General features: G+C 62.9%; 11 protein-coding genes. 5 read left to right on the top strand and 6 right to left on the bottom strand.

Annotated features, from left to right (window positions below; genetic code table 11):
- Positions 1 to 32 precede the first annotated feature (32 nt).
- The 3 genes from C8K18_RS06055 to C8K18_RS06045 are packed head-to-tail and all read right to left on the bottom strand — an operon-like array spanning position 33 to position 5,379.
- Complete coding sequence (locus tag C8K18_RS06055; RefSeq protein ID WP_107706950.1) at positions 33 to 2,231, bottom strand: TonB-dependent siderophore receptor; 2,199 nt, start codon at positions 2,229 to 2,231, stop codon at positions 33 to 35.
- 57 nt (positions 2,232 to 2,288) lie between these two features.
- A complete protein-coding gene (locus C8K18_RS06050; RefSeq protein WP_258196078.1) occupies positions 2,289 to 4,562 on the bottom strand; it encodes a sensor histidine kinase in 2,274 nt (757 codons plus the stop codon).
- Positions 4,563 to 4,569: 7 nt separating this feature from the next.
- Positions 4,570 to 5,379 carry a response regulator gene (locus tag C8K18_RS06045; RefSeq protein WP_107706948.1) on the bottom strand — a complete coding sequence of 270 codons (810 nt, stop codon included), beginning with the start codon at positions 5,377 to 5,379 and terminating at the stop codon, positions 4,570 to 4,572.
- Positions 5,380 to 5,823: 444 nt separating this feature from the next.
- Here C8K18_RS06045 and C8K18_RS06040 point away from each other — a divergent pair, with 444 nt between their 5' ends.
- From C8K18_RS06040 to C8K18_RS06030, 3 genes are all read left to right on the top strand, one after another.
- Complete coding sequence (locus C8K18_RS06040) at positions 5,824 to 7,698, top strand: YadA family autotransporter adhesin (protein ID WP_107706947.1); 1,875 nt, start codon at positions 5,824 to 5,826, stop codon at positions 7,696 to 7,698.
- 1,012 nt (positions 7,699 to 8,710) lie between these two features.
- A complete protein-coding gene (locus tag C8K18_RS06035; RefSeq protein ID WP_107706946.1) occupies positions 8,711 to 14,932 on the top strand; it encodes an ESPR-type extended signal peptide-containing protein in 6,222 nt (2,073 codons plus the stop codon).
- A gap of 67 nt (positions 14,933 to 14,999) precedes the next feature.
- A complete protein-coding gene (locus tag C8K18_RS06030) occupies positions 15,000 to 15,728 on the top strand; it encodes an OmpA family protein (protein ID WP_035569661.1) in 729 nt (242 codons plus the stop codon).
- 66 nt (positions 15,729 to 15,794) lie between these two features.
- Here the strand turns inward: C8K18_RS06030 and C8K18_RS06025 are convergent, their stop codons facing one another.
- Entirely contained in the window at positions 15,795 to 18,443 is a 2,649-nt protein-coding gene (locus C8K18_RS06025) for a PAS domain-containing protein (RefSeq protein WP_107706945.1), read from the bottom strand.
- A gap of 498 nt (positions 18,444 to 18,941) precedes the next feature.
- Between C8K18_RS06025 and C8K18_RS06020 the strand changes: the two genes are divergently transcribed.
- Complete coding sequence (locus C8K18_RS06020) at positions 18,942 to 20,681, top strand: ShlB/FhaC/HecB family hemolysin secretion/activation protein (RefSeq protein WP_107707136.1); 1,740 nt, start codon at positions 18,942 to 18,944, stop codon at positions 20,679 to 20,681.
- Positions 20,682 to 20,698: 17 nt separating this feature from the next.
- Here C8K18_RS06020 and C8K18_RS06015 read toward each other — a convergent pair whose 3' ends face one another.
- Positions 20,699 to 21,391 (bottom strand): phosphatase PAP2 family protein, encoded by a 693-nt coding sequence (locus C8K18_RS06015; RefSeq protein ID WP_107706944.1) that lies wholly within the window; start codon positions 21,389 to 21,391, stop codon positions 20,699 to 20,701.
- 162 nt (positions 21,392 to 21,553) lie between these two features.
- On the opposite strand from C8K18_RS06015, the gene hmpA reads away from it, so the two are divergent.
- On the top strand, positions 21,554 to 22,768 hold the full coding sequence (gene hmpA, locus C8K18_RS06010; RefSeq protein ID WP_107706943.1) for an NO-inducible flavohemoprotein: 1,215 nt from the start codon (positions 21,554 to 21,556) through the stop codon (positions 22,766 to 22,768).
- 23 nt (positions 22,769 to 22,791) lie between these two features.
- On the opposite strand, the gene C8K18_RS06005 is transcribed toward hmpA, so the two are convergent.
- Positions 22,792 to 23,334: a GNAT family N-acetyltransferase gene (locus C8K18_RS06005; RefSeq protein ID WP_107706942.1), complete on the bottom strand. Its 543-nt coding sequence runs from the start codon at positions 23,332 to 23,334 to the stop codon at positions 22,792 to 22,794.
- Positions 23,335 to 23,401 lie beyond the last annotated feature (67 nt).

Below are 23,401 nucleotides of genomic sequence, written 5' to 3'. Positions count from 1 at the left end.
GCGTTCGGAGCCTGCAATGGCTCACATCGCCATCACCAGTTGTATTTCGCACTGGCCAGCACGGTCCGCTCGTTGCCGAACACGCACACTGCATACGACTGGCAACCGCTCACATAGCGGCGGTCGAATACGTTCGCCACATTCAATGCGAGCCGCCAGTCGCGAGTGTCGTAGTGCAATGCGGCGTCGTAAAGCGTGTAGCTTGCAATCGTCAGCGAGTTGTCCGGTGCGCCCGCCAGCGCGCTTTGATAACGGACTCCGGCGCCGATGCCGAAACCCGCGAGCGCGCCTGTATGCCATGTCCAGTCCGTCCATAGCGACGCCATTTGCCGTGGACGTGGAACGTCCACGGGCCACTTGTTTAACGACGCATCGTTGGCTTTGATGTTCTTCACGTCCTGATAGACATACGACGCAATCACCGACAGTTCCCGCGTTATCTGTCCGACGGCGTTCAACTCGATGCCACGCGAACGGACCTCGCCGGTCTGCACGAACGAAGTGCCGGTCGGATCGAGATTGATCGGCGCCGGCGTGACGACATTGCTTTGATTGATCTGATAGACGGCTGCGCTTAACGTCACGTTTTTGCCTGCGGGTCGCCAGCGCAGACCCGCCTCGATCTGCCGGCCGCGCGTCGGCTTGGGCAAGCCACCGCCGTTCATCCTCACGCCAATGACCGGATTAAACGATGTCGAATAACTTGCGTAGGGCGACAGTCCATAGTCGCCCTCGTAGGTGAGCCCGACGCGACCCGAAAAGGCGCTGACATTCTGTTTGATCTGCGAGTTGTTCGCGCGGTCGTCCTGGCGCATATCGACCCAGTCTTCGCGGCCGCCGAGCGTCAGTGTCCATCGGCGGGCCTTGATCTGATCCTGCGCATAGGTGGCCAATGTACTCACCGTTGTGTGCGCATCGGTATGGCCGAGCGACGTCGGACCCGAAAAGATCGCGGTCGTGACCGGCGTGTAGACCGGCTTGTAGAGATTGAGATAGGGTGCGAGTGCGAGCCACACGCTTTCGGTCGTCGTCTGCCTGTTGTACTGGAAGCCGAGTAGCAGCGTGTGCTCGAGCGGTCCTGTCGCGAAGCGCGCTTGCGCATTGTTGTCGACGTCCAGCCGGCTGTAGTTCATCTGGAACAAGCCTGCATAACGCGTCATGGTGGTCGTGCTGTGAGGCGCGAGACCGTTGCCAAAAACAGATCCATCGTCACCCGACAAGTGCATCCAGCGCACGTTCTGGCGCAACGTCCAGATCGGATCGAGCTCGTGCGAGAACTGATAGCCGAGCGATTCCTGCTTCTTCTGATAGTGGTTGAATGCCGGATCGCCCATATAAATGTCCTGAGACAACGGGCCGTTCGGGTTCGGCAGTACCGTGCCTTGCGCGGGCAGGAAGTTATATGAAATATCGCCGCGATCTTGCAGGTAGGTTGCAGTGACTGTGAGCGATGTCTTCGAGTCTGGCCGCCAGCGAAACGATGGTGCAAGCGCGACGCGCTGGTCCGCGTTCGGGCCGGTCAGCGCATTGCCGTCGCGTGCAACGCCGAGAAAGCGATACGCGTACTTGCCGTCGGCGTCGAGCGTATCGCCGACGTCGATCATCGTCTGCTTGCGTGCATAGTTGCCGATCTGCACGCCGATTTCGCGGATGCGCTCGCCGTCAGCCTGCCGCGTCTGTGCATCGACGATAGCGCCGGGGTCGCCGGCGCCATATAGCACCGACGTCGGCCCGCGTAGCACGGTGAGGCTCTCGATCATATAAGGATCGACACGCCAGTTCGCGAGTGTTGCGGTATTTGGCGTTTGCAACCCATCGACGAATAGCGTCGGCGTAAAGCCGCGCAATGCCGCATACCAGTCGGTGCGGCCGTCCGATCCGAACGATGAAAAACCAGGTACGTAGCGCAGCGCCTGATTGATGTCGGTCGCGCCGGTCATCTCCATCTGCTGTGCGGTGACGATGTTGACGGTTTGAGGAACCTCGTTGATCGGCGTATCGGTTTTTGTGCCCGTCGTTGTGCGCTTGCCGACGAGTCCGACCGACGATCCCTCTCGTACATCCTTCACGGTGATCGCCGGCAACGCGCTGAGAGGCATGGCGTCCGTCACGCTCGCGTCGTCTACGGGTTGTGTCGGCTGTGCGTGCGCGTGGCCGACAGTCGCTGCGAGAACGATACCCTTCACCGCGACCATGATCGTGCGTCGTCCGGTGCGCATAGCCCACATCATTCGGTACTGCTCCTGTTTATTGTTGGCGGCCTGCGGGGCCTGGCCATTTGCGCACTTTCACGAGATGTTCTCTGTTTCGTGTGGCGACAGTGCAAGCGCTTCGGCGCCCGGAAAGTCCAATGCCTCGACGCAACGGCGAACTTCGGTCAGAAACGCGGTACACGAGGGATGAATCGCGAGCATGGTTTCAATCCATTGCTCGATATCGGTGAGGCGCCCGTCTTTTGCAAGTACTGCCAGATCCCGGCGGTCGCTGCGCGGGGGAATAGCCGAGGCAAGCCACCGCTTAGGCTGCGGACGAGCAGGCGCTGATCCGATGGAGGTGTACGGTACGACGCTCAACTGCGAAGCATCGAGATCTTTTGCAAAAGGAACAATGAGCTCGAATGAAAACGAAGTGCCTTGCTGCAGCGCGCTCGAAACGCGCAGTTCGCCGCCCATTGTGTTGACAATGCGCTGGGCGATGAAAAGGCCGAGTCCGGTACTGCCGTTCACCGACTGTATCTGTCTAAAGGCGGTAAACAGTTTCGACTGTTCTTCGATGGCGATGCCAATGCCCGTATCCGCGACTTCAAAGCCCATGTGCCAATGCTGTTCATGGCGGCGCGCCCGCACTGTCATCATGACGGTGCCGTCGTGTGTGAACTTCGACGCATTGGACAATAGATTCAGCAGTACCTGCTGTAATCGGCGACCGTCTATCGTCAATTGACGCGGTAGCGATGTCAACGCCTGATAGTGGAACTGGTTATTCAGTTGCGCACAGAGTGCGACCGCGTATTCGGCGATGTCGTCGAGAAGTGCGGGCAGATCGGTCGCGGTCGGTGCGATATCCAGTGGTTGCAACTCTGCTTTCGCGTATCCAATTAGCTCGTCGATCAAGGCCAGTTGATAGTTCACACTGCGCTCGATAGCCTGTATCAGCGTGGCTTGCTTCGAATCGGCTCTATTCAGAAGGAGGCTGGCGTAACTGGAAATGGTCGCCAATGGCGCGCGGAGATCGTGGCTGACATAGCCGAGCGTTTCGATCTTTTGCCGGTTCTTCTCTTCCGCGTAACGCAGTGCTTCGTTCAATTCCAGTGTGCGTCGCGCGACTTGCTCGCGCAGGCGGTCGTGTTCGGTTCTTTGCCAGTCCGCGAGTTCGGTTCTCGCCGCCCTTCGTTGCTTGCCGACGTGATTGACCCATGCGGCAAGCACGATTAGATGCGTCGCTAATCCAATGATCGCGACCGCCGGGTTCGGATGAATATCCGACTTTAACCATGCAAGAGCCGGCGGCAACGATCCGAGCGTTTCGAGCACGCGCAACGCAGAGTTGAGCAGCGAGAAGATCACGGTGAGCAACATGATCCGCGCGGTGGGCGTCGATTGACGGGCGAGACTTGCAGCCATCCCCACTGTGACGAAACCGAATACTGCGTTGACGTACAGGCCGACTTGCGCGAAGACGAACAGATTGCCGAAGGCGGCGCCCGCCGCCCCAATGCATTCGAGCGACGCGAATACATACAGCACGTAGCGCCAGGGCAGACGCGCTTTCTCGTCGCGTGCAATGCGCAAGATGAATGCGATGAACAGCAGCACCGCAGTGCATCCGAATACCGTGACGCTTCTCGAACTCCACTCGGTCGCCTGCGGCCATAGATAGACTCTCGTGTACCCGCGCTCCGCAGCTTCGAATAGCGCTGTCATCAAGCAGAGAGCCGCCAACACGAGAAACGGGCCGCTGCGGGAGAAATAGGCGATAAGCAGCGCACACCATGCGAGTGCGAGAGTTCCGCCGATCAATCCGCCATTCCAGAGCGCGGCGCGCTTTTCCAATGCATCGAATGCCGCCGACGAATACAGCGCCGGTTCGAGCGTAAGCGCGGTATCGCTTGCTACGCGGATGAAAACCGGCAAGCGTTCGCCGGGCGCGAGCGAGAACTCCATCAGCGGATAGCGTGATGAAACAGGCGGGGACGCCACATCGGTACGGCTGGTATAGAAGTCGACATGCTCTAGACGCGCGTCAAGAAGCGCGAGAACTAGTGCGAGGTTTGTTGCGGCATGATTGCCCAACTCGACGCGCAGCCACCAGGCCGAGTGCGTGAAACCCGGCTTTAATCTCTTCTGCTGCGCAGTGGCGAAGCTGAGTGGACTTTCTGCATAAAGGGCATTGATATCGGCGAGCGTCATCGTGCCCGAGACATCTTCAAAGACCTGTATCTGGCCAAGAGCTGGCAGTGGCGACTCGTTAGCGCTGGTAGTGTTGGACGTTGAAGCGAATAAATGAGTGCTCCAGCAGATAAAGCACAGGAACACGACGCGCTGCCAGACGGCTCCCGGCATGATGAAATTAATCCGCATCGACGGCAGGCTCGTTCTGGCTAGCCTCTGCGTTGCTGCGGCGCTCGTCGCGATACGTCGATGGAGTCACATGGAATCGCTCGCGAAATGCCGTGGCGAAATTGGCTGCACTGGAAAAACCAATTTCCTCGGCGATGCTCGCGATACTCAACGGCGTACTGCTCAATAGCGTTTGCGCAATCCGCAAGCGTTCTTCGCGAAGGTACTCGAATACCGTTTGCCCAAGGTTCTCCCGAAACGCGCGCGACAGTCGCTTTTCATTTGTTCCCACGAGGCGCGCGAGCTGCTCGACGGTTGGCGGGTCGTTCAATCTTTGGGACAAGTGCTGAATGGCGGCGCGAACGAGTACGCCATTGCCCGTAGTGTCTGCTGCGGACACATCCTGTTCATCACGCTGAGTACTTTTTGCACGGATGAGGTGCACGCGAATGCGTGCAAGCACTTCCGCCGCATCGAATGGCTTGAGTACATAGTCGACGCCACCGATCTCCAGGCCATTGATACGTTCGTTGAGATCGCTCGCCGCAGTAAGAAAGATGACGGGGATCCCACACGTGCGGGGGTCCGCGGCGAGAAGCCGGCAAGCAGCGAATCCGTCCATGCGCGGCATCCGCACATCCATCAGGATCAGATCGGGCGAAATGGCGAGTGCCCGCTGATAGGCCTGCGATCCGTCAAATCCAACGCTGATCCGGCATCCGGCATTGCGCAGAAGATCAATTAACAATCGCAACTGGTCGGGCTGATCGTCGACAACGAGAAGATGAGCGCCTGCCAGGGCGGTGTTGAGAAGCGGCATCGTGTAAGCGGACACACCTTGCGGGTGACGTTCTCGGAGGTTTATCGGCGACGGGATACGCCGGTCGGCGTTGATGGCTCTCCATCAATAGGCCGAGCGAGCGGCGAAGAATATCAGATACATGTTTCAGTTCAAATTAAGTTGCGTTGGAGGCTTCGTTGCCGGCGACGCCCATTCGCTTCGGCAACAAATCGCACGACCTGGCGACAGTCGACAAGATGCCTGGCGGATAAAGAAAGAATTTTCTCTCCAGCAAAGCAATTCGCCGCTCGGGCAAACAGATGCGCCGATAGCGCTACCCATAATTCCGCGAGTCCTTACACGGTGTTTCTAGTGCTTACTCGCGCAACTGTCGGTGAGAAACGGCTTTGATTCCTGCGATATGCGGCGCGGAGAGCAAGAGAAACCCTTTCGTCTACTAGAGAAGTCAGAACGGGAAACGCAATGAACAAGAGCCGATATGAAGTGGCGGGTACTCCGCTGAAGTCGAAGCTGTCACTCGCAGTACTCACGGCGCTAATGCTGCTGCCGGCGACGCAGGCGTATGCAGATAACCTCGCTGTCGGCGGTGAAAACGCTGGTCAGACTGCAACCGTCGGTGGGGCCACGGCGCCTGTCGCGAGCACGGGCGGCGTATTCCCCGCGGTCGCCGGTGCGGACGGTACGAGCCAGAATACGGCTGTCGGCATCAATGTGTCGGCGCAAGGCGGTGCGGCAACGGCCTTGGGCGATACGGTCACGGCGAACGGTACGAATGCCACCGCGGTGGGCGCAAATTCGGTTGCAAATGGCACGAGAGCAGTAGCGTTCGGCGGTGGGGCAACCACGACGACCGGTGACGCGACTGCAATCGGTGCTCTTGCACACACGACTTCTGAATTCTCGACGGCGGTCGGTACCAATAGCTCAGCCGCTGGCGGCACGGCAGTGGGTTTCCAGGCGAGCGCGAACGCATCTGACGCTACGGCAGTCGGTGTAGATTCCGTCGCGTCGGGTATCGGCAGCGTTGCAATTGCCCGCGCACAGGCGACTGCCCAGAACGCAATCGCTATTGGTGAGAATGCCTCGGCAGTCGATGTGAATGCCGTAGCGGTAGGCACGGGGTCGAACGCGACCAACAGCGCCACGGCACTTGGTCCCTTAGCGACGGCAAGCGGCGGCAGCAGTACGGCGATCGGCAACTCGAGCGTGGCGAGCGGAGGATCGGCCATTGCGATTGGTCAGTCTTCCACCGCATCATCAAACACTTCTGTTGCGATTGGTTTTGCCGCGAACGCCGCATCGGCCAACGCGGTTGCGCTGGGTACGCTCACGCAAGCGACGGGCAACAATTCCATCGCCATCGGTAACGCAGCCGTCGCTTCGACCAACGAATCGACGGCGCTCGGTTCCGGTGCTGTCACGCGCGCGGCTACGAACGTGAGCAGCGTCACGCTGAACGGAGTCACGTTCGGTGGCTTCGCGGGCGCGACGCCGACGGGTGTCGTGAGTATCGGCGCGGTCGGTCAGGAACATCAGTTGCAAAACGTCGCCGCCGGTCAGATCAGCGCAACCAGCACCGACGCCGTCAACGGCTCGCAGCTTTTCTCGATCGCCTCGCAGGTTTCCGCGCTCTCGACTAACCTGACGTCGCTCACGACCACGGTCAACACCATCTCGACCACCGGCTCGAATGGTACCGCTATCGACAATACCGCCACCGCAGTAGGCAGGAACTCGCTGGTATCGGCAGAGAACGGAACGGCGGTGGGCAACGGTTCGACTGTCTCGGGTCAGGACGGCACGGCAATCGGCACTAACTCGACTGTCACGGCTGCGCGCGCCACCGCCATCGGCACGAACTCGAAAGTCACGGGCACCGACTCCACTGCAATCGGCACCAACAGCCAGGCTACCGCAAACAATTCGGTTGCCTTGGGTGCAAATTCAGTTGCAACCCGGGACAACACGGTTTCGGTCGGTGCGCCGGGTGCTGAGCGTCAGATCACCAACGTTGCAGACGGTACGGCTCCGACCGACGCTGTGAATGTGCGTCAATTGAATGGCGCCATCAACAGCGTTCGCGATGACATGCAGAGGTATCGTCGCGACGCAAACGCGGGCTCGGCATCGGCAATCGCGATGGCGAACTTGCCGCAAGCCGTATTGCCTGGCGAGAAAGTCGTCTCGCTCGCAGCCGGCAATTACAGCGGCCAGTCGGCGATGGCACTCGGCGTGTCGGTCGCGACGCAAAAGTGGATGGTCAAAGGTTCGGTGAGTACCGGCGTTTCGGGCCACGGCGCAGTAGGTGCAGGCGCGGGCGTCGGCTATCGCTGGTAATCATGCTCTCATGAGCGTGTTGTGAAACCGCTGCGATGCCCGGCAATACGCGGGCATCGCAGTGGGTTTTGGTGGACCGCAAAGCGATGTCGGAATTTGCACAGAATCCGAGCAAAAAAGTATTGGCCGGCCGGATCGATTTAACGAGAAATACATAAAAAATGCGTATGCGCACGAAACGATTCTGTAAGGAATATTCGCTCAGTCGTTTGAATGACATTCGAGAGGAACACGGCGTCGCCGCTACCGCTCATTCCCCGCTGATGGCCGTATCACGGCGTGCTGCACAGTTTCCGGGCAACTACCAGGCAACCTCGCGCTCAGCCTTAATAGGGGCGGCTTCTTTCAATTGTTAAATCTTGCGATACCTGAAAATAGTTAAAGACTTTACGTGGACAAATGAAAAGTCTTATGAGAAAGTTCCCTTGGGCACAGAACTTTCTTTTTGTTACACGATACCCCGGACGAGACGCCGCATCCAAAGCGAATAGGTCGGTCATCGTCTCAGATAGTGCTCAATCATTTGAATAAACGGCGCTTGTGCACGGCATGAGGTGGCTCACCACTCAGGCGCCGGCGAAACGAAGTGACGCATATCCAGGGGGCTGGCAGCTATGAGTATTCCAGGCGCAAAAAAGTCGGGCGCACGCCCGGCGAAAGAACAATATCAAGGCCGGCAATTGGCGTTCCGCCGCTCAATCGCTGCTCGCGTCTCAGTGCCGTGTCCGTTCGGACCTTCATAACGCGGCAATTCATCAATCGTCTCAGCGGTTAGTCGTCTGAAACTGGAAGTGTCCGGTTGACGCGCGCGTTTTCCTTTAGCTATGCGAATTGATAGTGTGGCGATGTTTTGCGCCTGCACCGAAGATTCGTCGTCGAAAGATCAACGCTAAAGCTGTTCGCCACTGAGCGATGTTTTAAACGCGGTAAATAGTCATCCTAAGTAAACGGGAGGCGAGCGCACGCTCGCGCTTAAGAACTCCGCATTTCAATTATTCGGCGAGACAACGACATGAACAAGGCATATCGGACAATCTGGAACAAGGCGCTGGGCGCTTTCGTCGCGGCGTCGGAACTGGACGCGTCGCGCGGCAAGGGCAAGTCGGGGGCGGCGGCCTCGGTATGCGATGCGCGCAACGGTGAACCCGGCGAAGGCCGCGTCGCTCCGCAGCGCAATGCCAATCCACGCGTGCTGACCGTGCTGGTGGCAATGGGCGTGGGCGGATGGGGCGCGCAAGCGCAGGCGCAGGTGAACTGCGCCGCACCGCCGTACAACTCTTTCAGCGGCAGCGCGTCGTGCATGGGCGTTCAGTCCTCGGCCACTGCGGGCGGGGCGACGGCGGTAGGTTATGCCTCCAGCAGTACGGGACTCAATGGCCTGGCAGTCGGCTATCAAGCCATTGCCGCGGCTACTAATGCCATTTACCTCGGCGCTCGCACTGCGGCAGGTACGGGCGCAACTGCGCAGTCGGCGATTGGCATTGGTACGGACGTCACCGCGAGTGGCTCAGCCGGCATCGGTATTGGCGTCCAGGCCCTCGCTAGCGGCAATGTGTCGACTGCCGTCGGCGCCTTGGCGAAAGCCGCCGGAGACAACGGCGTTGCAGTCGGCGCGAACGCAAGCGCCGCGGCGTCGGGCGTGGTGGCGGTGGGCAGCGGAGCCGTCGGTTCAGCAACCAATGGTGTAGCGGTCGGTTCCGGAGCTTCCGCGACCGGTGTCAACGCGGTCTATCTGGGATCGCGAACCGCTGCCGGCACGGGATCGAGCGGACTATCGTCCAATGCGATCGGCACTGACGTTGTTGCCACCGGCGACTACGCGAACGCCTTCGGCTTTCATGCGGTGGGCAGCGGAGCCGCATCGGTCGCGATTGGGTACGTCGCCAACGGTTCGGGCACGCATGGCGTAGCCGTCGGCTTTCAGTCTATTGCCAGCGGCTTGAACGCCGTCTATCTGGGCGCGCGTACCGTCGCGGGCACCGGCGCAACGGCGGACGGCGCCGTTGCTCTCGGTACGGATGTCGTCGCATCGGGCCTCTCTTCGCTGGCCGCGGGCACCGTATCCAGAGCCACCGCACAGAACGCAGTCGCATTGGGCGCGGGAGCCGCCGCCTCGGGGCTCAACTCGCTCGCCATGATGAACGGCTCGCAGGCCACCGGAGCTAATTCGATAGCGCTGGGCTCATCGGACTCTGTCGCGGAAGGCGGTTCATCTTCGCCGGCCGCAGTCGGAGGCGCCGCGGCATCCGGCATTCGCGCGGTTGCTCTCGGTTCCGGCGCGAGCGCTGCGGGTTTGTCGTCGATTGCGCTAGGCGACTCGGCAGTGACGGGCACGAATGCGAATGCCATTGCGTTGGGCACGAATGCAACGGCGTCGGGAACCGGCGCCGTCGCGTTGGGCAAGCAGACGGTCGCAAGCAGCGGCAATGCGACGGCCATCGGCGTTACATCGCAAGCACTGGCCGCGTCGACGGTGGCCATCGGCGACAGCAACATCGTCGCGGCGGCGGCCGGCGCCGGTTCGATCGCCGGCGGCCAGAACTCGCGCGTGCTGGGCGGAACGGGCGCGGTCGCGCTGGGTCAGGCGCAGACCGTCAGCGGCAACGGCGCCGTTGCGATCGGCGATCCCAATAGCGCGAACGGCAACGGCGCAATCGCGGTGGGCGCGAACAACACGGCCACCGGCAACGGCGCGGTCGCGCAAGGCAACGGCAACACGGCAAGCGGCCAGGGCGCCGTCGCACTCGGCAACGCCAGCAACGCGACCGGCGCGAGCGCACTCGCATTCGGCGACTCCGCCGTGGCGAACCTCGGCGGCGCGATTGCGTTGGGCGCAAACGCGACGGCGGCCAATGCAAACGCCGTGGCGCTCGGCGCCGGCAGCGTCACGGGCGCCGCCGTCAACACCGCCACTGTCACGGTGGGCGGCGTCACGCATGGCGTGCAAGGCACGACGCCAGGCAGCACCGTGAGCATCGGTTCGGTCGGCAACGAGCGGACGCTCACGAATCTCGCCGCGGGCCGCGTGACTGCAACCAGCACCGACGCCGTGAACGGCAGCGAACTGTATGCGACCAACCAGGCAGTCGACAGTCTGACGAGCGGCACGGTCGGCCCGTTCGTGTCCAACAACTCGGTCACGTCGACGCAGCCGGTATCGTCCGGCGCCAACGCGGCGGCCGGCGGCTTCGGCGCAACGGCGAGCGGCGCCGCGTCGCTCGTGGTCGGCAATCAGTCCACCGACAACGGCGTCGCGAACTCCACCGTGTTGGGCCAGGGCGCGAGCATCGCGAGCGGTGTGACCGGTTCGAACGTGGCGCTCGGGCAGGGATCGTCGGTCACGTCGGCCGCGGTGCCGACCGGCAGCGGCGTCATCAACGGCGCGACCGTTATTTATGCGGGCGGCGCACCGGCCGGCGTGGTCAGCGTCGGAACCGCGGCGGCGCCGCGTCAGCTCACCAACGTCGCGGCCGGACGCGTGAACGCGTCGAGCACGGACGCGGTGAACGGCTCGCAGCTTTTCGCCGCCGATGCCGCCATCGACACAATCGGCGGCCAGGTGACGAACCTCGGCAACACCGTGGCGTCGAGCCTCGGCGGCGGCACCACGTACAACAGCACGACCGGCGCGCTGACCACCAACCTCAGCTACGGCGGCAACACTTATTCGTCGGTACAGAACCTCATCACCGCGATCACCGGCGGCGGCAGCGCGCCGGGCATCAAGTACTTCCACGCGAACTCGACGGCGCCGGACAGCCAGGCGCTCGGCACCGACAGCGTCGCGATAGGCCCGAACGCGGTCGCGACGAATGCAAATGACGTGGCGCTCGGCTCCGGTTCGCAGACCGGCACCGCGACGCCGACCGCGAGCGCGACCATCGGCGGCACGGTGTACAGCTTTGCCGGCACGAATCCGACGAGCGTGGTGAGCGTGGGCGCATTGGGCGCCGAGCGGCAGATCCAGAACGTGGCGGCGGGCACGCTGAGCGCGAGCAGCACGGATGCGGTGAACGGCTCGCAGCTCTACCAGACCAACCAGGCGGTCGACAGTCTCGCGACGACCGTCGCCGCCGACAAGACGCATTACTACAGCGTCAACGACGGCGGCACGCAAGGCGCCAACTACAACAACAACGGCGCGACCGGACTGAACTCGCTGGCGGCGGGCGTCGCGGCAGCGGCAAGCGGCGCGAGCAGCTTCGCGGGCGGCAACGGCGCTTCCGCGGTCGCGGACAATGCTGTTGCGTTGGGCGCTTTGTCGAGTGCGTCGGTGGTGGGCGGCGTCGCCATTGGCTCGGGTTCGGTCTCCGATCGCGCGGTGCTGTCGGGCGTCGGCTCGATTGCAAACGGCAGCCATTCGATTCCGTTCAACACAGCGGACCAGACCTTGCTCGGCGCAGTGTCGTTCGGCAGCGCGAGCGCCAACACATATCGTCAGTTGACGAATGTCGCGGACGGCACGCAGGCGCACGACGCCGTCACGATCCGGCAGTTGGCGGGTGCGCTGTCATCGTTTGCCGTGACGGGGCAGTTGTACTTTCACGCGAATTCGGCGGCAGCGGATTCGCTCGCGGTCGGTGCGGAGTCGATTGCTGTCGGACCGACGACCGTGGTCAACGGCGACAACGGAGTGGGCGTCGGCAACGGCGCAATCGTCGACGCGACTGCACCAGGCGGCGTCGCAATCGGCCAGGCCGCTAACTCGGCACAGGCTGATGCGATCGCGGTCGGCAGCGGCTCAGTCGCGAGCGGCGCGCAGTCGATTGCTCAAGGCGCGAACGCAAGCGCCGCCAATGCCGGGTCCATCGCAATCGGTTCAGGCGCGCAAAGCACTGCAATCGATGCCCTCGCGCTCGGCGCCGGCGCGAACGCGACATCGGCGAACAGCGTCGCGCTCGGCTCCGGCTCGCAGACCGGCACGGCAACGCCGACGTCGAGCACGACCATCAACGGCACGGTCTATGGCTTCGCGGGCACGAATCCGACGAGCGTCGTGAGCGTCGGTGCGGCGGGCGCCGAGCGGCAGATCCAGAACGTCGCAGCGGGACGTCTCGACGGGACGAGCACGGACGCGGTCAACGGCTCGCAGTTGTATCAGAGCAATCAGGCGATCGACGCGCTGGCCACCACCGTCGCCGCCGACAAGACGCATTACTTCGACGTCAACGACGGCGGCACCCAGGGCGGCAACTACAACAACGACGGCGCGACGGGCGTCAACGCGTTGGCGGCGGGCGTCGGAACGGTCGCGGCGGGCGCGGGCAGCACGGCGCTCGGCCAGGGCGCGACGGCGAGCAACGCGAACGACGTGGCGCTCGGTTCGGGTTCGCGGACCGGCACCGCGACGCCGACCGCGAGCGCGACCATCGGCGGCACCGTGTACAGCTTTGCCGGCACGAACCCGACGAGCGTGGTGAGCGTGGGCGCGCCAGGTGCCGAGCGGCAGATCCAGAACGTGGCCGCGGGCACGCTCAGTTCGGGCAGCACGGATGCAGTGAACGGCTCGCAGCTCTACGCAACCGATCAGGCAGTCGACAACCTCGCCAGCGTCGTGACGGCCAACGCGAAGCACTACTACAGCGTCAACGACGGCGGCACGCAAGGCGCCAACTACAACAACGACGGCGCGACCGGTCTCAACGCATTGGCGGCGGGCGTAGCTGCAGCGGCGAGCGGCGCGAGCAGCTTCGCGGGCGGCAATGGCGCTTCGGCGGTGGCGGATAACGCGGTTGCGCTCGGCACTTTGTCGAGTGCGTCGGTGGTTGGCGGTGTCGCGATGGGCTCGGGTTCGGTGTCCGATCGCGCGGTGCTGTCGGGCGTCGGCTCGATTGCAAACGGCACGCACGCGATTCCGTTCAACACGGCCGACCAGACCTTGCTCGGCGCGGTGTCGTTCGGTAGCGCGAGCGGCAACACGTATCGTCAATTGACGAACGTCGCGGATGGCACGCAGGCACACGACGCCGTCACGATCCGGCAGTTGGCCGGCGCGTTGTCGTCGTTTGCCGTGACGGGCCAGTTGTACTTCCACGCGAATTCCACGGCGGCGGATTCGCTTGCGGTCGGTGCGGAGTCGATCGCTGTCGGGCCGACCACTGTGGTCAACGGCGACAACGGCGTGGGCGTCGGCAATGGCGCAATCGTCGACGCGACGGCGCCTGGCGGCGTCGCAATCGGCCAGGCCGCGAACTCGGCGCAGGCGGATGCGATTGCGGTCGGCAGCGGCTCGGTTGCAAGCGGCGCACAGTCGATTGCTCAAGGCGCGAACGCTAGCGCGGCCAACGCCGGATCGATTGCAATCGGCTCAGGCGCGCACAGCACCGCAATCGACGCGCTCGCGCTCGGCTCAGGCTCCAGCGCATCGTTTGCGAACAGCGTCGCGCTTGGAGCCGGATCGGTGACGACGGTCGGCGCGGTCAGCAATTACATCGCGTATGGCTTGAGCACGCCGCAGTCGTCGGCGGGTGAAGTGAACATCGGCAACCGGCAGATCACCGGCCTTGCGGCGGGCAAGGCCGGCACCGACGCCGTCAACGTCTCGCAACTCGATGCAGTGGCAAGCCGCTTGACCACACTCATCAGCCAGCAGACGACCAACAACGGCGGCAGCTTCTCGTCGTCGCCCGGCACGCCCACGCCTCCGGCTCCTTCGGGCACGAACTCGTCGGCGGGCGGGCAGGGCGCGGTGGCGTCCGGCACGAACAGCTCGGCGGTGGGCAACGGTTCGACCGCATCGGCCAGCGGTTCGACTGCGGTGGGCGCCGGAGCGACATCGACGGGAGCAGGTTCGACGGCGCTCGGCTCCGACAGTAACGACGGCGGCCGCTCGAATGTCGTGGCAGTGGGCTCCTCGGGCACGAACCGGCAGGTCATCAACGTCGCAGCCGGCACCGCGCCGACGGATGCCGTCAACGTCCAGCAGTTGAACGCCACGCTTTCGCAGGCGAACGCCTACACCGATGCTCGCATGAACGAACTGCAGAACGGCATCAATTCGACGGCGCGCAATGCGTATTCGGGCATCGCGGCGGCGACCGCGCTCACGATGATTCCGGAAGTGGACAAGGACAAGACGTTGTCGCTCGGCATCGGCACGGCGGGGTTCCGCGGTTATCAGGCGGTGGCGATCGGCGGCACGGCGCGTCTCACCGAGAACGTGAAGATGAAAGCCGGCGTCGGCATGAGCCCCGGCGGCACGACGGTCGGCGTCGGCGCGGCCATGCAATGGTAAGTCGTGAACGCGGGGCCGCAGCCGCGCGCCACGCATTCTTCGCCACACACAGTTTATGGAGTACCAGATGAACAGACTCTTTTTTGCAAGCCTTTTCAATAGCGCCGTGCTCGTCATAACCGGATGCACGGCGGCGAGCGGCCCGACCTTCAACGCCTATTCCGTCGACTCGAACAACGGCGCGCGCACCTACCGCGCCGAGTGCCACGGATTGTTCGAAAGCGCGTCGACCTGCATGGACGTTGCGAAACGCATTTGCGGCGACAAGGGCGTGCAGCCGATCGACAAAATAGACCGCGTGCGCGCCGCCGACGACAACCGCAGCGACCCGCGCATTCTGCTGTTCAAATGCGGCCAGGAAGCGGGCAACAATGCGGCGGCCGACACGGGCGCCGTCGCTGCGCAAGCGCCCACGCTCGAGAGTTTTGCACTGGAAAGCGATGCGTTGTTCCCGTTCGGCAAGTCAGCGGCTGACACGATGCTGCCGTCTGCGAAAGCGCAACTCGACGAGATCACCGCGCGCATCCGCAAGCACGAGCAGGTGAGCGCGATCGAGGTCGTCGGCCACACCGACAGGCTCGGTCCCGAATCGCTCAACGGACCGTTGTCGCTCGCGCGGGCCAACACCGTGCGCGACTATCTGATCGCTCACGGACTGGACGGCAGCATCATTCAGGCGAAGGGCGTGGGCGCGAGCCAGCCGCGAACGAACTGCGCGGACCGCGAGGGCCGCGCGCTGATCGCGTGCCTGCAACCGGACCGGTATGTGTCGATCACAGTTCAGGGACGCAAGTGATGTGAGCGTCGGGGCGGCGCGGGTGGCTTGATGCACCGCTCCCGGCTTAATGCTGCGTTCGATGCCTCACTCCGCGTGCGGCGACGCCGCAGCAGGCGAGAGTTCCGCGAGCAGCGACATCAGGTACTCGATGTCGACCGGCTTGACGAGATGATGGTCGAACCCGGCCGCCTGCACACGCAGATGATCGTCGGCCTGGCCGTAACCCGTCACCGCGATCAGCACGGGCCGCGTCTCGCCCTTCTGGCGAATCAGCCTGGCGAGTTCGTAGCCGTCCGTGTCCGGCAGACCGATGTCGAGCAGCGCGGCATCCACCGGCTCGGCCTCGGCTTTCGCAAGCGCATCCTGCGCGCCATACGCGACATCGACGTGATAGCCCTCGCTCTCGCAAAGCAGGGCGAGCGAGTCGGCGGCGTCCTTGTTGTCGTCGACGATCAACACATGCAGCGAAGCGCGTTCGGCATGCGAGGCACCGCTCGCCGACGGTTCGTCGTGCGACGGCGCGGCCGTTTCCGGCGCATGCGAAAGCGGCAGCCTGATCGACACGGTCGCGCCGCGGCCGGGACCAGGGCTCGCGATCTCGATTGAACCGCCGTGCAGTTCGACCAGCTTCTTCACCAGCGACAAGCCGATGCCGAGACCGCCATGCGCGCGGTCGAGCGTGCGCTCGCCTTGCGCGAAAAGATCGAAGATGTGCGGCAGCAGATCGGGCGAAATGCCGCTGCCGTTGTCCTCGATCGTGACGGTCGCGAAGCGCTCGTCGGCGAGCGCGGTCACGCACACGCTGCCGCCGTGGTCCGTGTACTTGCACGCGTTGTTCAATACGTTGACGAGGATCTGCGACAGACGCAGCGGGTCTGCATGCAGCCACACGGGCGTGGGCGGCAAGCGCACGGTGAGGTGCTGGCCGCGCGAGGCCGCCATCGACGAGACCGTTTCCAGCGCGCCGTAAACCGCGGTGCCGAGCAGGAGCGGCTCGCGTCGAAGCACGATGCGCCCGTGCGTGATGCGCGACACTTCGAGCAGATCGTCGACGAGTTGCGCCATGTGATCGACCTGCCGGCCCAGCATGCCGACCAGTTCGCCGGGCTTCATGCCGGCGTCTTTCTGCCGGCGCAGCAATGCAATCGCGTTGCGCATCGGCGCGAGCGGATTGCGCAATTCGTGCGCGAGCATCGCGAGGAATTCGTCCTTGCGGCGGTCCGTTTCGCGCAGCGCAAGTTCGAGCGTCTTGCGCTGCGTGATGTCCACCGCGCTCGCAATGACGCGCCACGGCCGGCCGTCGGCGTCGCGTTGCAACACGGCCTGGCTTTGCAGCCAGCATTCCTGGCCGTTCATCGCGATGCGGAACTCGAGCGGCTCGTCGAATTCGCCGGTGAGCGCGACGCGGCGCATCGCGGCGTCCACCGCGGCGCGGTCTTCAGCGTGCACGCGATGCAGCGCCGCGTCATACGACAGCGCAATCGGCCCGGCCAGCACGCGGGGCATTGCGTCGACGGTGTCCCAGCAGACCGTCCACGAATCCAGCGACAGATACCCGATGATCATCTTCGCGGCGCGCATCGCGACCTGAAGACGCAGGTTGCGCTCTTCGAGTGCGGCCGCGGCCGCGCGTTCGTCGGTCACGTCGGTTGCCATGCAAAACCATTCGCGCAGCGTGCCGTCGTCGTCGCGCAATGGTGCGGCACGCGCGGACATGGTCCGCCAACTGCCGTCGCGCCGACGCAAGCGGAACGTCATCGAGCCTGGCCGCTCGGCCTTGACGATGCCCAACCACTTGTCGCGCGCGCTGTCCTGGTCGTCGGGATGAACGAGATCGAGCCATTCGCAGCCTGTGCTTAAGCCCTCTTGCGGAGCGAACGAGTGCCAGTTGCCGAGCTGATGGTTACGGCCCGCCGCGTCCGCAATCCACGTCAGTTCCGAACTCGCTTCGACGAGCGCGCGATAGCGCTGCTCGCTGCGTTCGCGTTCGGTTTGCGCGTCGTGCTGCTCGGTGATGTCGAAGGTCACGCCGAATACGCGCTCGATTTCCGAGCCGCTACCGCAGTCCGTTTCGCCGCGCGTGCGCAGCCACAAACGGCGTCCGTCCTCGAGTTCGATCGGGAAATCGAGTTCGAACGGCACACATTCGTGCAGGCGCCCCGTCAACTCGCGCGCGAACCACGCGCGGTGGCTTTCGGGGATTCTGTCGAAGAGCCATTGCAACGGCACTTCCGCCTGCTGCTGCTCGAGCCCGTAGATGTGCGCGAGCTGGGCGCTGATGCGCGCCGTGCGGCTGCCCATGTCCCATTCCCACGCGCCGACGCGCGCCGCGTCGAGCGCGAAGCGCAGACGCCGTTCGCCGATTTCGTAAGCCTCGCCGGCCTTCACGAAGTCGTCGATGTCCATCGCGATGCCGCATGCGCCAGTGACGACGCGCGCGTCGTCGAAAATGGGCTGAAGGCGCAGCTTGTGCCAACGGTACTTGCCGTCGAAGCGCTGCAGGCGCGCGTTGACCTTCGCGCTTTCGCCGGCCGTGAGCGCGCTGCGCCAGGCGTCGAGCACTTTCTTTACGTCGCATTCGAGAACGAACTGGTCCCAATGCAGCGTGGTGTTCGGCGCGAAGGGATTGCCAAGGTAGTTGCGGCAAGCGATGTTGGTATAGGTGACAATTCCGCGCGCGTCCGCGGTCCAGACAAGAGCCGGAACCTGATCGGCAATATCGTTGTTGCTCATTGCGTTATCAATCGCACCGTTTTACTGCTTCGATAGAACGTTTGCCTGCACCGCAAGTGGATTGAAGCACTGCGCTGCGTGAGCGAAGTGACAATCCATCGTCCTGTGCGCGGCGCCTCGCTGCTATTGGGGAAAGCCTGGGTTCGCGCCCCATTGCAGCGCGCCGCTGCTTATGCCCTGGCCAATTCCGCAGACCTTTAGGCGCAATAGGTCGAGATCGCGCGATCCGTGCCCCATTGTGCGCCTGAAAGCCGCTGCAATAATACGGGCGTGCGCACAATCGGGCCGCCTCGCGAGAGCCCAATCCACTTATTAGCATGCGGCGCGCCTTGCGCGGGACAGGAGACGTGATGAACAGTATTTCGCCGACATCGTATGCAAGCCGCGCCGACGGCGTGCGCCCGATGCCGTTCAATGCGCCGCATTCCGTGTTGCGCTCGCAGCTTGCGCGTTAAGCGGCGTATTTCATCGACGGATGCGCTGGCGCGCGTCGGCAGCATGCGCTGCTCGCTGCTGGCGTGTTGCATTGCGTGTTGCGTAGCAGCGGCGCTTCACTCTTCGGCCGTGCTCGCGCAGGCCTGGCGAGACCTCGCGCCGCAGCCGACGCCGCCCACTCCGCGCACTGCGCCGTCGCAACCTTCCGCGCCATCGGAAGAGAATGCCGCGCAGGTCGCAGTGCCCCGACTCGAGGGACTAGTGTTCCAACCGGCCGGCGCGAGCGCTCCTGCCGCCACAACGCAGCCCCGCATTGCCGCCGAAGATTTGCCCCTGCTCGACGCGGCATTTCTTCATTCGTTCGACGGCGATCTCGACAAGCCTCTCACGTTCGGACGTCTTGCCAACATGCGCCGTGCCGTGGTGGAGCGCTATCGCGCCGCCGGCAAACCGCTCGTGGATGTGTACGTGCCCGAGCAGGACGTGAGTTCCGGCGTCGTGCATATTGCAGTCGCCGAGTTTCGCCTGGGACAGGTGCGCACGAATGGCAACCGCTATTTCTCCGACGATCTGCTCAAACGCGAAATGCCGCTCGAAGCAGGCGCGCCGATTCTGCAGTCGGACGTCTCGCTCGGTCTCGCGGTACTCAACGCCAATCCTTATCGACGCGTGGATGCGGTCTTTGCGCCAGGTGAAGCGGCGAATTCAACCGACGTCATCCTGCAGACCGACGACCGCCTGCCGCTTCGCGTGAGCGCCGGCTACGACAACGCGGGCGTGCGCGATCTCGGCCGCGACCGCTTTTTTGCCGGCATCGACTACGGCAATCTGTTTGGGCTCGATCAGCATGTCGCGTATCAATTCACGGCGAGCAACGATTTCTTCAGCGGCAACCCGGACATTGAAGGACGCCCGAACCGCGCGCGCTTCATGGCTCACGCGCTGAACTACATTGCGCCGCTGCCGTGGCACGACAGCATCGAACTGTTCGGCGTCTATGCGCAGAGCACGCCGCGTCTGCCGGACAGTTACGGGCAAACGGGCATTTCCGCGCAGATGAGCGTCCGCTACGACTGGCGTCTGCCGACCACGACGAATACCGCGCAACTCGTTCAGTTCGGCTATGACTTCAAGCGCAGCAACAACAATCTGGAATTCGGCGGCTTTCAGGTGTTCAACTCGAACACACACATCCACCAGTTTCTGCTTACCTACGATGTCAGTCAGCCGGGCGACGCGGGCGTCGGGCACCTATCGGCGACACTCGTGGGAAGTCCTGGCGGACTGGACGGCTCTAACAACGAGGCCGCGTTCGCCGCCGCGCGGCAAGGCGCGACCGCCCGCTATGCGTATCTGCAACTCGCAGCACAACGCGCGATTGCGCTGGGCGGCTTTACGTTGACCGGGCGCGGCGCGTTCCAGTGGACGCCGAATACGCTGCTACCGAGCGAGGAAATGGGCCTCGGCGGCGAGACCAGCGTGCGAGGCTACGAGCCGTACGTCGTGCTAGGCGATCGCGGCTGGAACGTGCAGACGGAATTGCGTGCGCCCGCGTTGCAGTTCGGTGCGAGCGGCGCGGCCGCGCAACCGTTTGTGTTCGTCGACGCGGGCCATGTGTGGAACCGCGACGATCAACTCGCGGAACCCGCTCATGGGTCGCTCGTTAGCGTCGGCGCGGGCGTGCGTTTTCAATGGTCGCGTTTCGTCGATTTTCGCTGCACGTATGGCGTGCCGCTGCGTGCGCCGACGCCGGGCGCATCGAAGGCGCCGATGGTGCTTCTGTACGTTTCTATCGGCAGTTAAAGCCTGCGTCGCACGCGTTATACATGTTTCAGCACGCTGCTCGCGAGCTTGCGCAGTTCGTCGAACTGGGTGACGAGTTCGAGACAGAGCACGAAGGCCAGCATCGCGGAAGGGCCTGGGTAGCGTTCGCTCAATCGCAGTAGCGGGCCCGCGTAACGCGCGCGAACGGGTTCGCGTGTCATGACCCACGTGATCGCGATTCCGATTGCCGCGCCGACCAGCAGATCCGTCGGATAGTGAAAGCCGAGATAGGCACGCGGGACGCAGATAAAGAACACGGTGTAGATCAGCGCCAGTACGCCGATGCGCTTGCAGATCAGAAAGATGCCGGTGGCGATGGCCATCCATAGCATCGCGTGGTCGCTGGGGAATGAACTCCACGAAGACAGCAACGCGTCTTTGGACACGCCGGCCGCAAAGTGCAGGTTCAGTTCGGAACTGTAGACGGGGCGCACTCTGAACGGCAGCCAGTGCGTGAGGGTTCTTCCTACAAAAAGCGCGACGAGGCCGCTGAGTATCGTTGCGATGACCATTTCGCGCCGCCATGCACTGCGCTCGCCGGATTGAAACCACATCCACCACAACACGGGTATGAGCAGAAGACCCTTGAAGGTGTAGAGATCGGCGAGTGCCTGTATTGCATGCGTTGTATGCAAGCCGAAGTGAATGTTTGAAAGATATGTCTCAATGGTTATATCGAAGCTATTCATCTTTTTGTGGGGTTCCCAATCGAACGGCTAATGGTCAGTGTAACTGATGATTAGCCGTCGCCAATTTCATCGCGTGCGTTGCTCTCACGCGGTTTGCTACAGGCGTTTATTCATGGACTCTCGCGCGCTCGCGATGCGTGCACCGCATAAAAGGAGAGGCAAATGCTTACGCAGAAAACGAAGGACGTTGTAAAAGCTACGGCCCCTGTGCTGGCGCAGCATGGGCTCCCGATCATCAAGCGCTTCTACGAACGGTTGTTCAACGCGCACCCGGAACTGAAGAACGTATTCAACATGGCCCACCAGGATCAGGGCCTGCAACAGCAGGCTCTCGCGCGCGCCGTCTATGCATACGCCGAGAACATCGAGAATCCCGGCAGTCTCGCGGCGGTGCTGAAAAACATTGCCAACAAACATGCAAGCCTGGATGTCCGGCCGGAGCATTACCCGATTGTCGGAGAACATTTGCTCGGCGCGATCAAGGACGTACTCGGCGACGCCGCCACGGACGAGATCATCTCCGCGTGGGCGCAGGCCTATGGCAATCTCGCGGACCTGTTGATGGGAATGGAAAGCGAGTTGCGCGAGAAGTCGACGCAACAACTCGGCGGCTGGACGGGCTGGCGCAAATTCGTGGTCAAGGAAAAGCGGCCTGAGAGCAGCGTCATTACATCGTTTGTGCTTGAACCGTCGGACGGGCAGCCGGTCGTCAACTTCGAGCCGGGCCAGTACATCAGCATTGCAGTAGATGTGCCTTCGTTGCAGTTGCAACAGATTCGCCAGTACAGTCTGTCCGACATGCCGAATGGGCGCAGCTATCGCATCTCCGTCAAACGCGAGGAGGGCGACGCTTCGCGGCCGCCGGGCTATGTGTCGTCGCTGCTTCACGAGCATGTGAACGTGGGCGACGAAGTCAAACTCGCCGCGCCGTACGGCACGTTCTATATCGACGTACATGCGAAAACGCCGATCGTGCTGATCAGCGGCGGCGTCGGTTTGACGCCGATGGTCAGCATGCTGAAGCGCGCGATTCAGGACCCGCAGCGGCAAGTGGTATTCGTGCACGGCGCGCGAAACGGTGCGGTTCATGCGATGCGCGACAGGCTTCGGCAAACCGCCGCGACGTATGCGAACTTCAAGGCGGTGGTCTATTACGAGAACCCGCTACCCGGCGATATAGCCGGTCAGGACTATGACCGTGCGGGCTTTATCAATCTCGATGAGTTGCGTGATCTGATTCTGCTGCCCGACGCGGACTACTACATTTGCGGGCCTATTCCGTTCGTGCGCTTGCAGCACGATGCATTACGCGCGATGGATATTCCCGAGACGCGGATTCATTACGAGGTGTTCGGCCCGGATTTGTTCGAGGAGTGAGAGCCGCGCTTCATTGAATGGCTTTACGGCGTTTGCGCAATGAGTTGCTTGTGGAAGAAAGTGGTGCCGCAGAACGTACCGTCGGGCATCAACGCATAGTTTGGCACTTCTCCGACACGTTGCCAGCCTGCGCGCTCATAGAGCCGCTCGGCATCTCCGCCGGTCACGGTATCGAGTACCAATACGGATTTGCCGGCGCGGCGCGCTTCGTCGTCGACGGCGGTCATCAGACGCGCCGCAATGCCGCGACGCCTCGCGTCTCGGTGCACGAGCATCTTCGCGACATCCGCGCGATGAGGCTGGTTCTCGGGCTGCGCCGTGATCAGTTGCACGGTGCCGACGATCTTGCCGTCAGCGCGTTCGGCAACCAGCAGGATTCGCTCGTCGCGGGCCACGCCATTCGCGACCTGTTGCCAGAAGTGAAGCGCGGTTTGCCGCGAGATAGGCAACATGAAGCTGACCGACGCGCCGCCTTCCACGCAGTCGATCAGCAGATCGGCGAGCGAATCGACACAGGCCATTGCTTCGTCGGCATGGATGCGTCGAATGGCTATCGTTTCAGTCATCGTTGGCTCCGTGAGTTGAAAGGCAAGTATGTTTAGTGCTGCCGGTTAGCAAGGCGTTGTGAAAGAT

Origin of the sequence: Paraburkholderia sp. GV068, assembly GCF_003058125.1 — a bacterium.
In the GTDB taxonomy this organism is placed as follows: Bacteria; Pseudomonadota; Gammaproteobacteria; order Burkholderiales; family Burkholderiaceae; genus Paraburkholderia; species Paraburkholderia graminis.
This window is presented reverse-complemented; position numbering and strand designations above follow the sequence as displayed.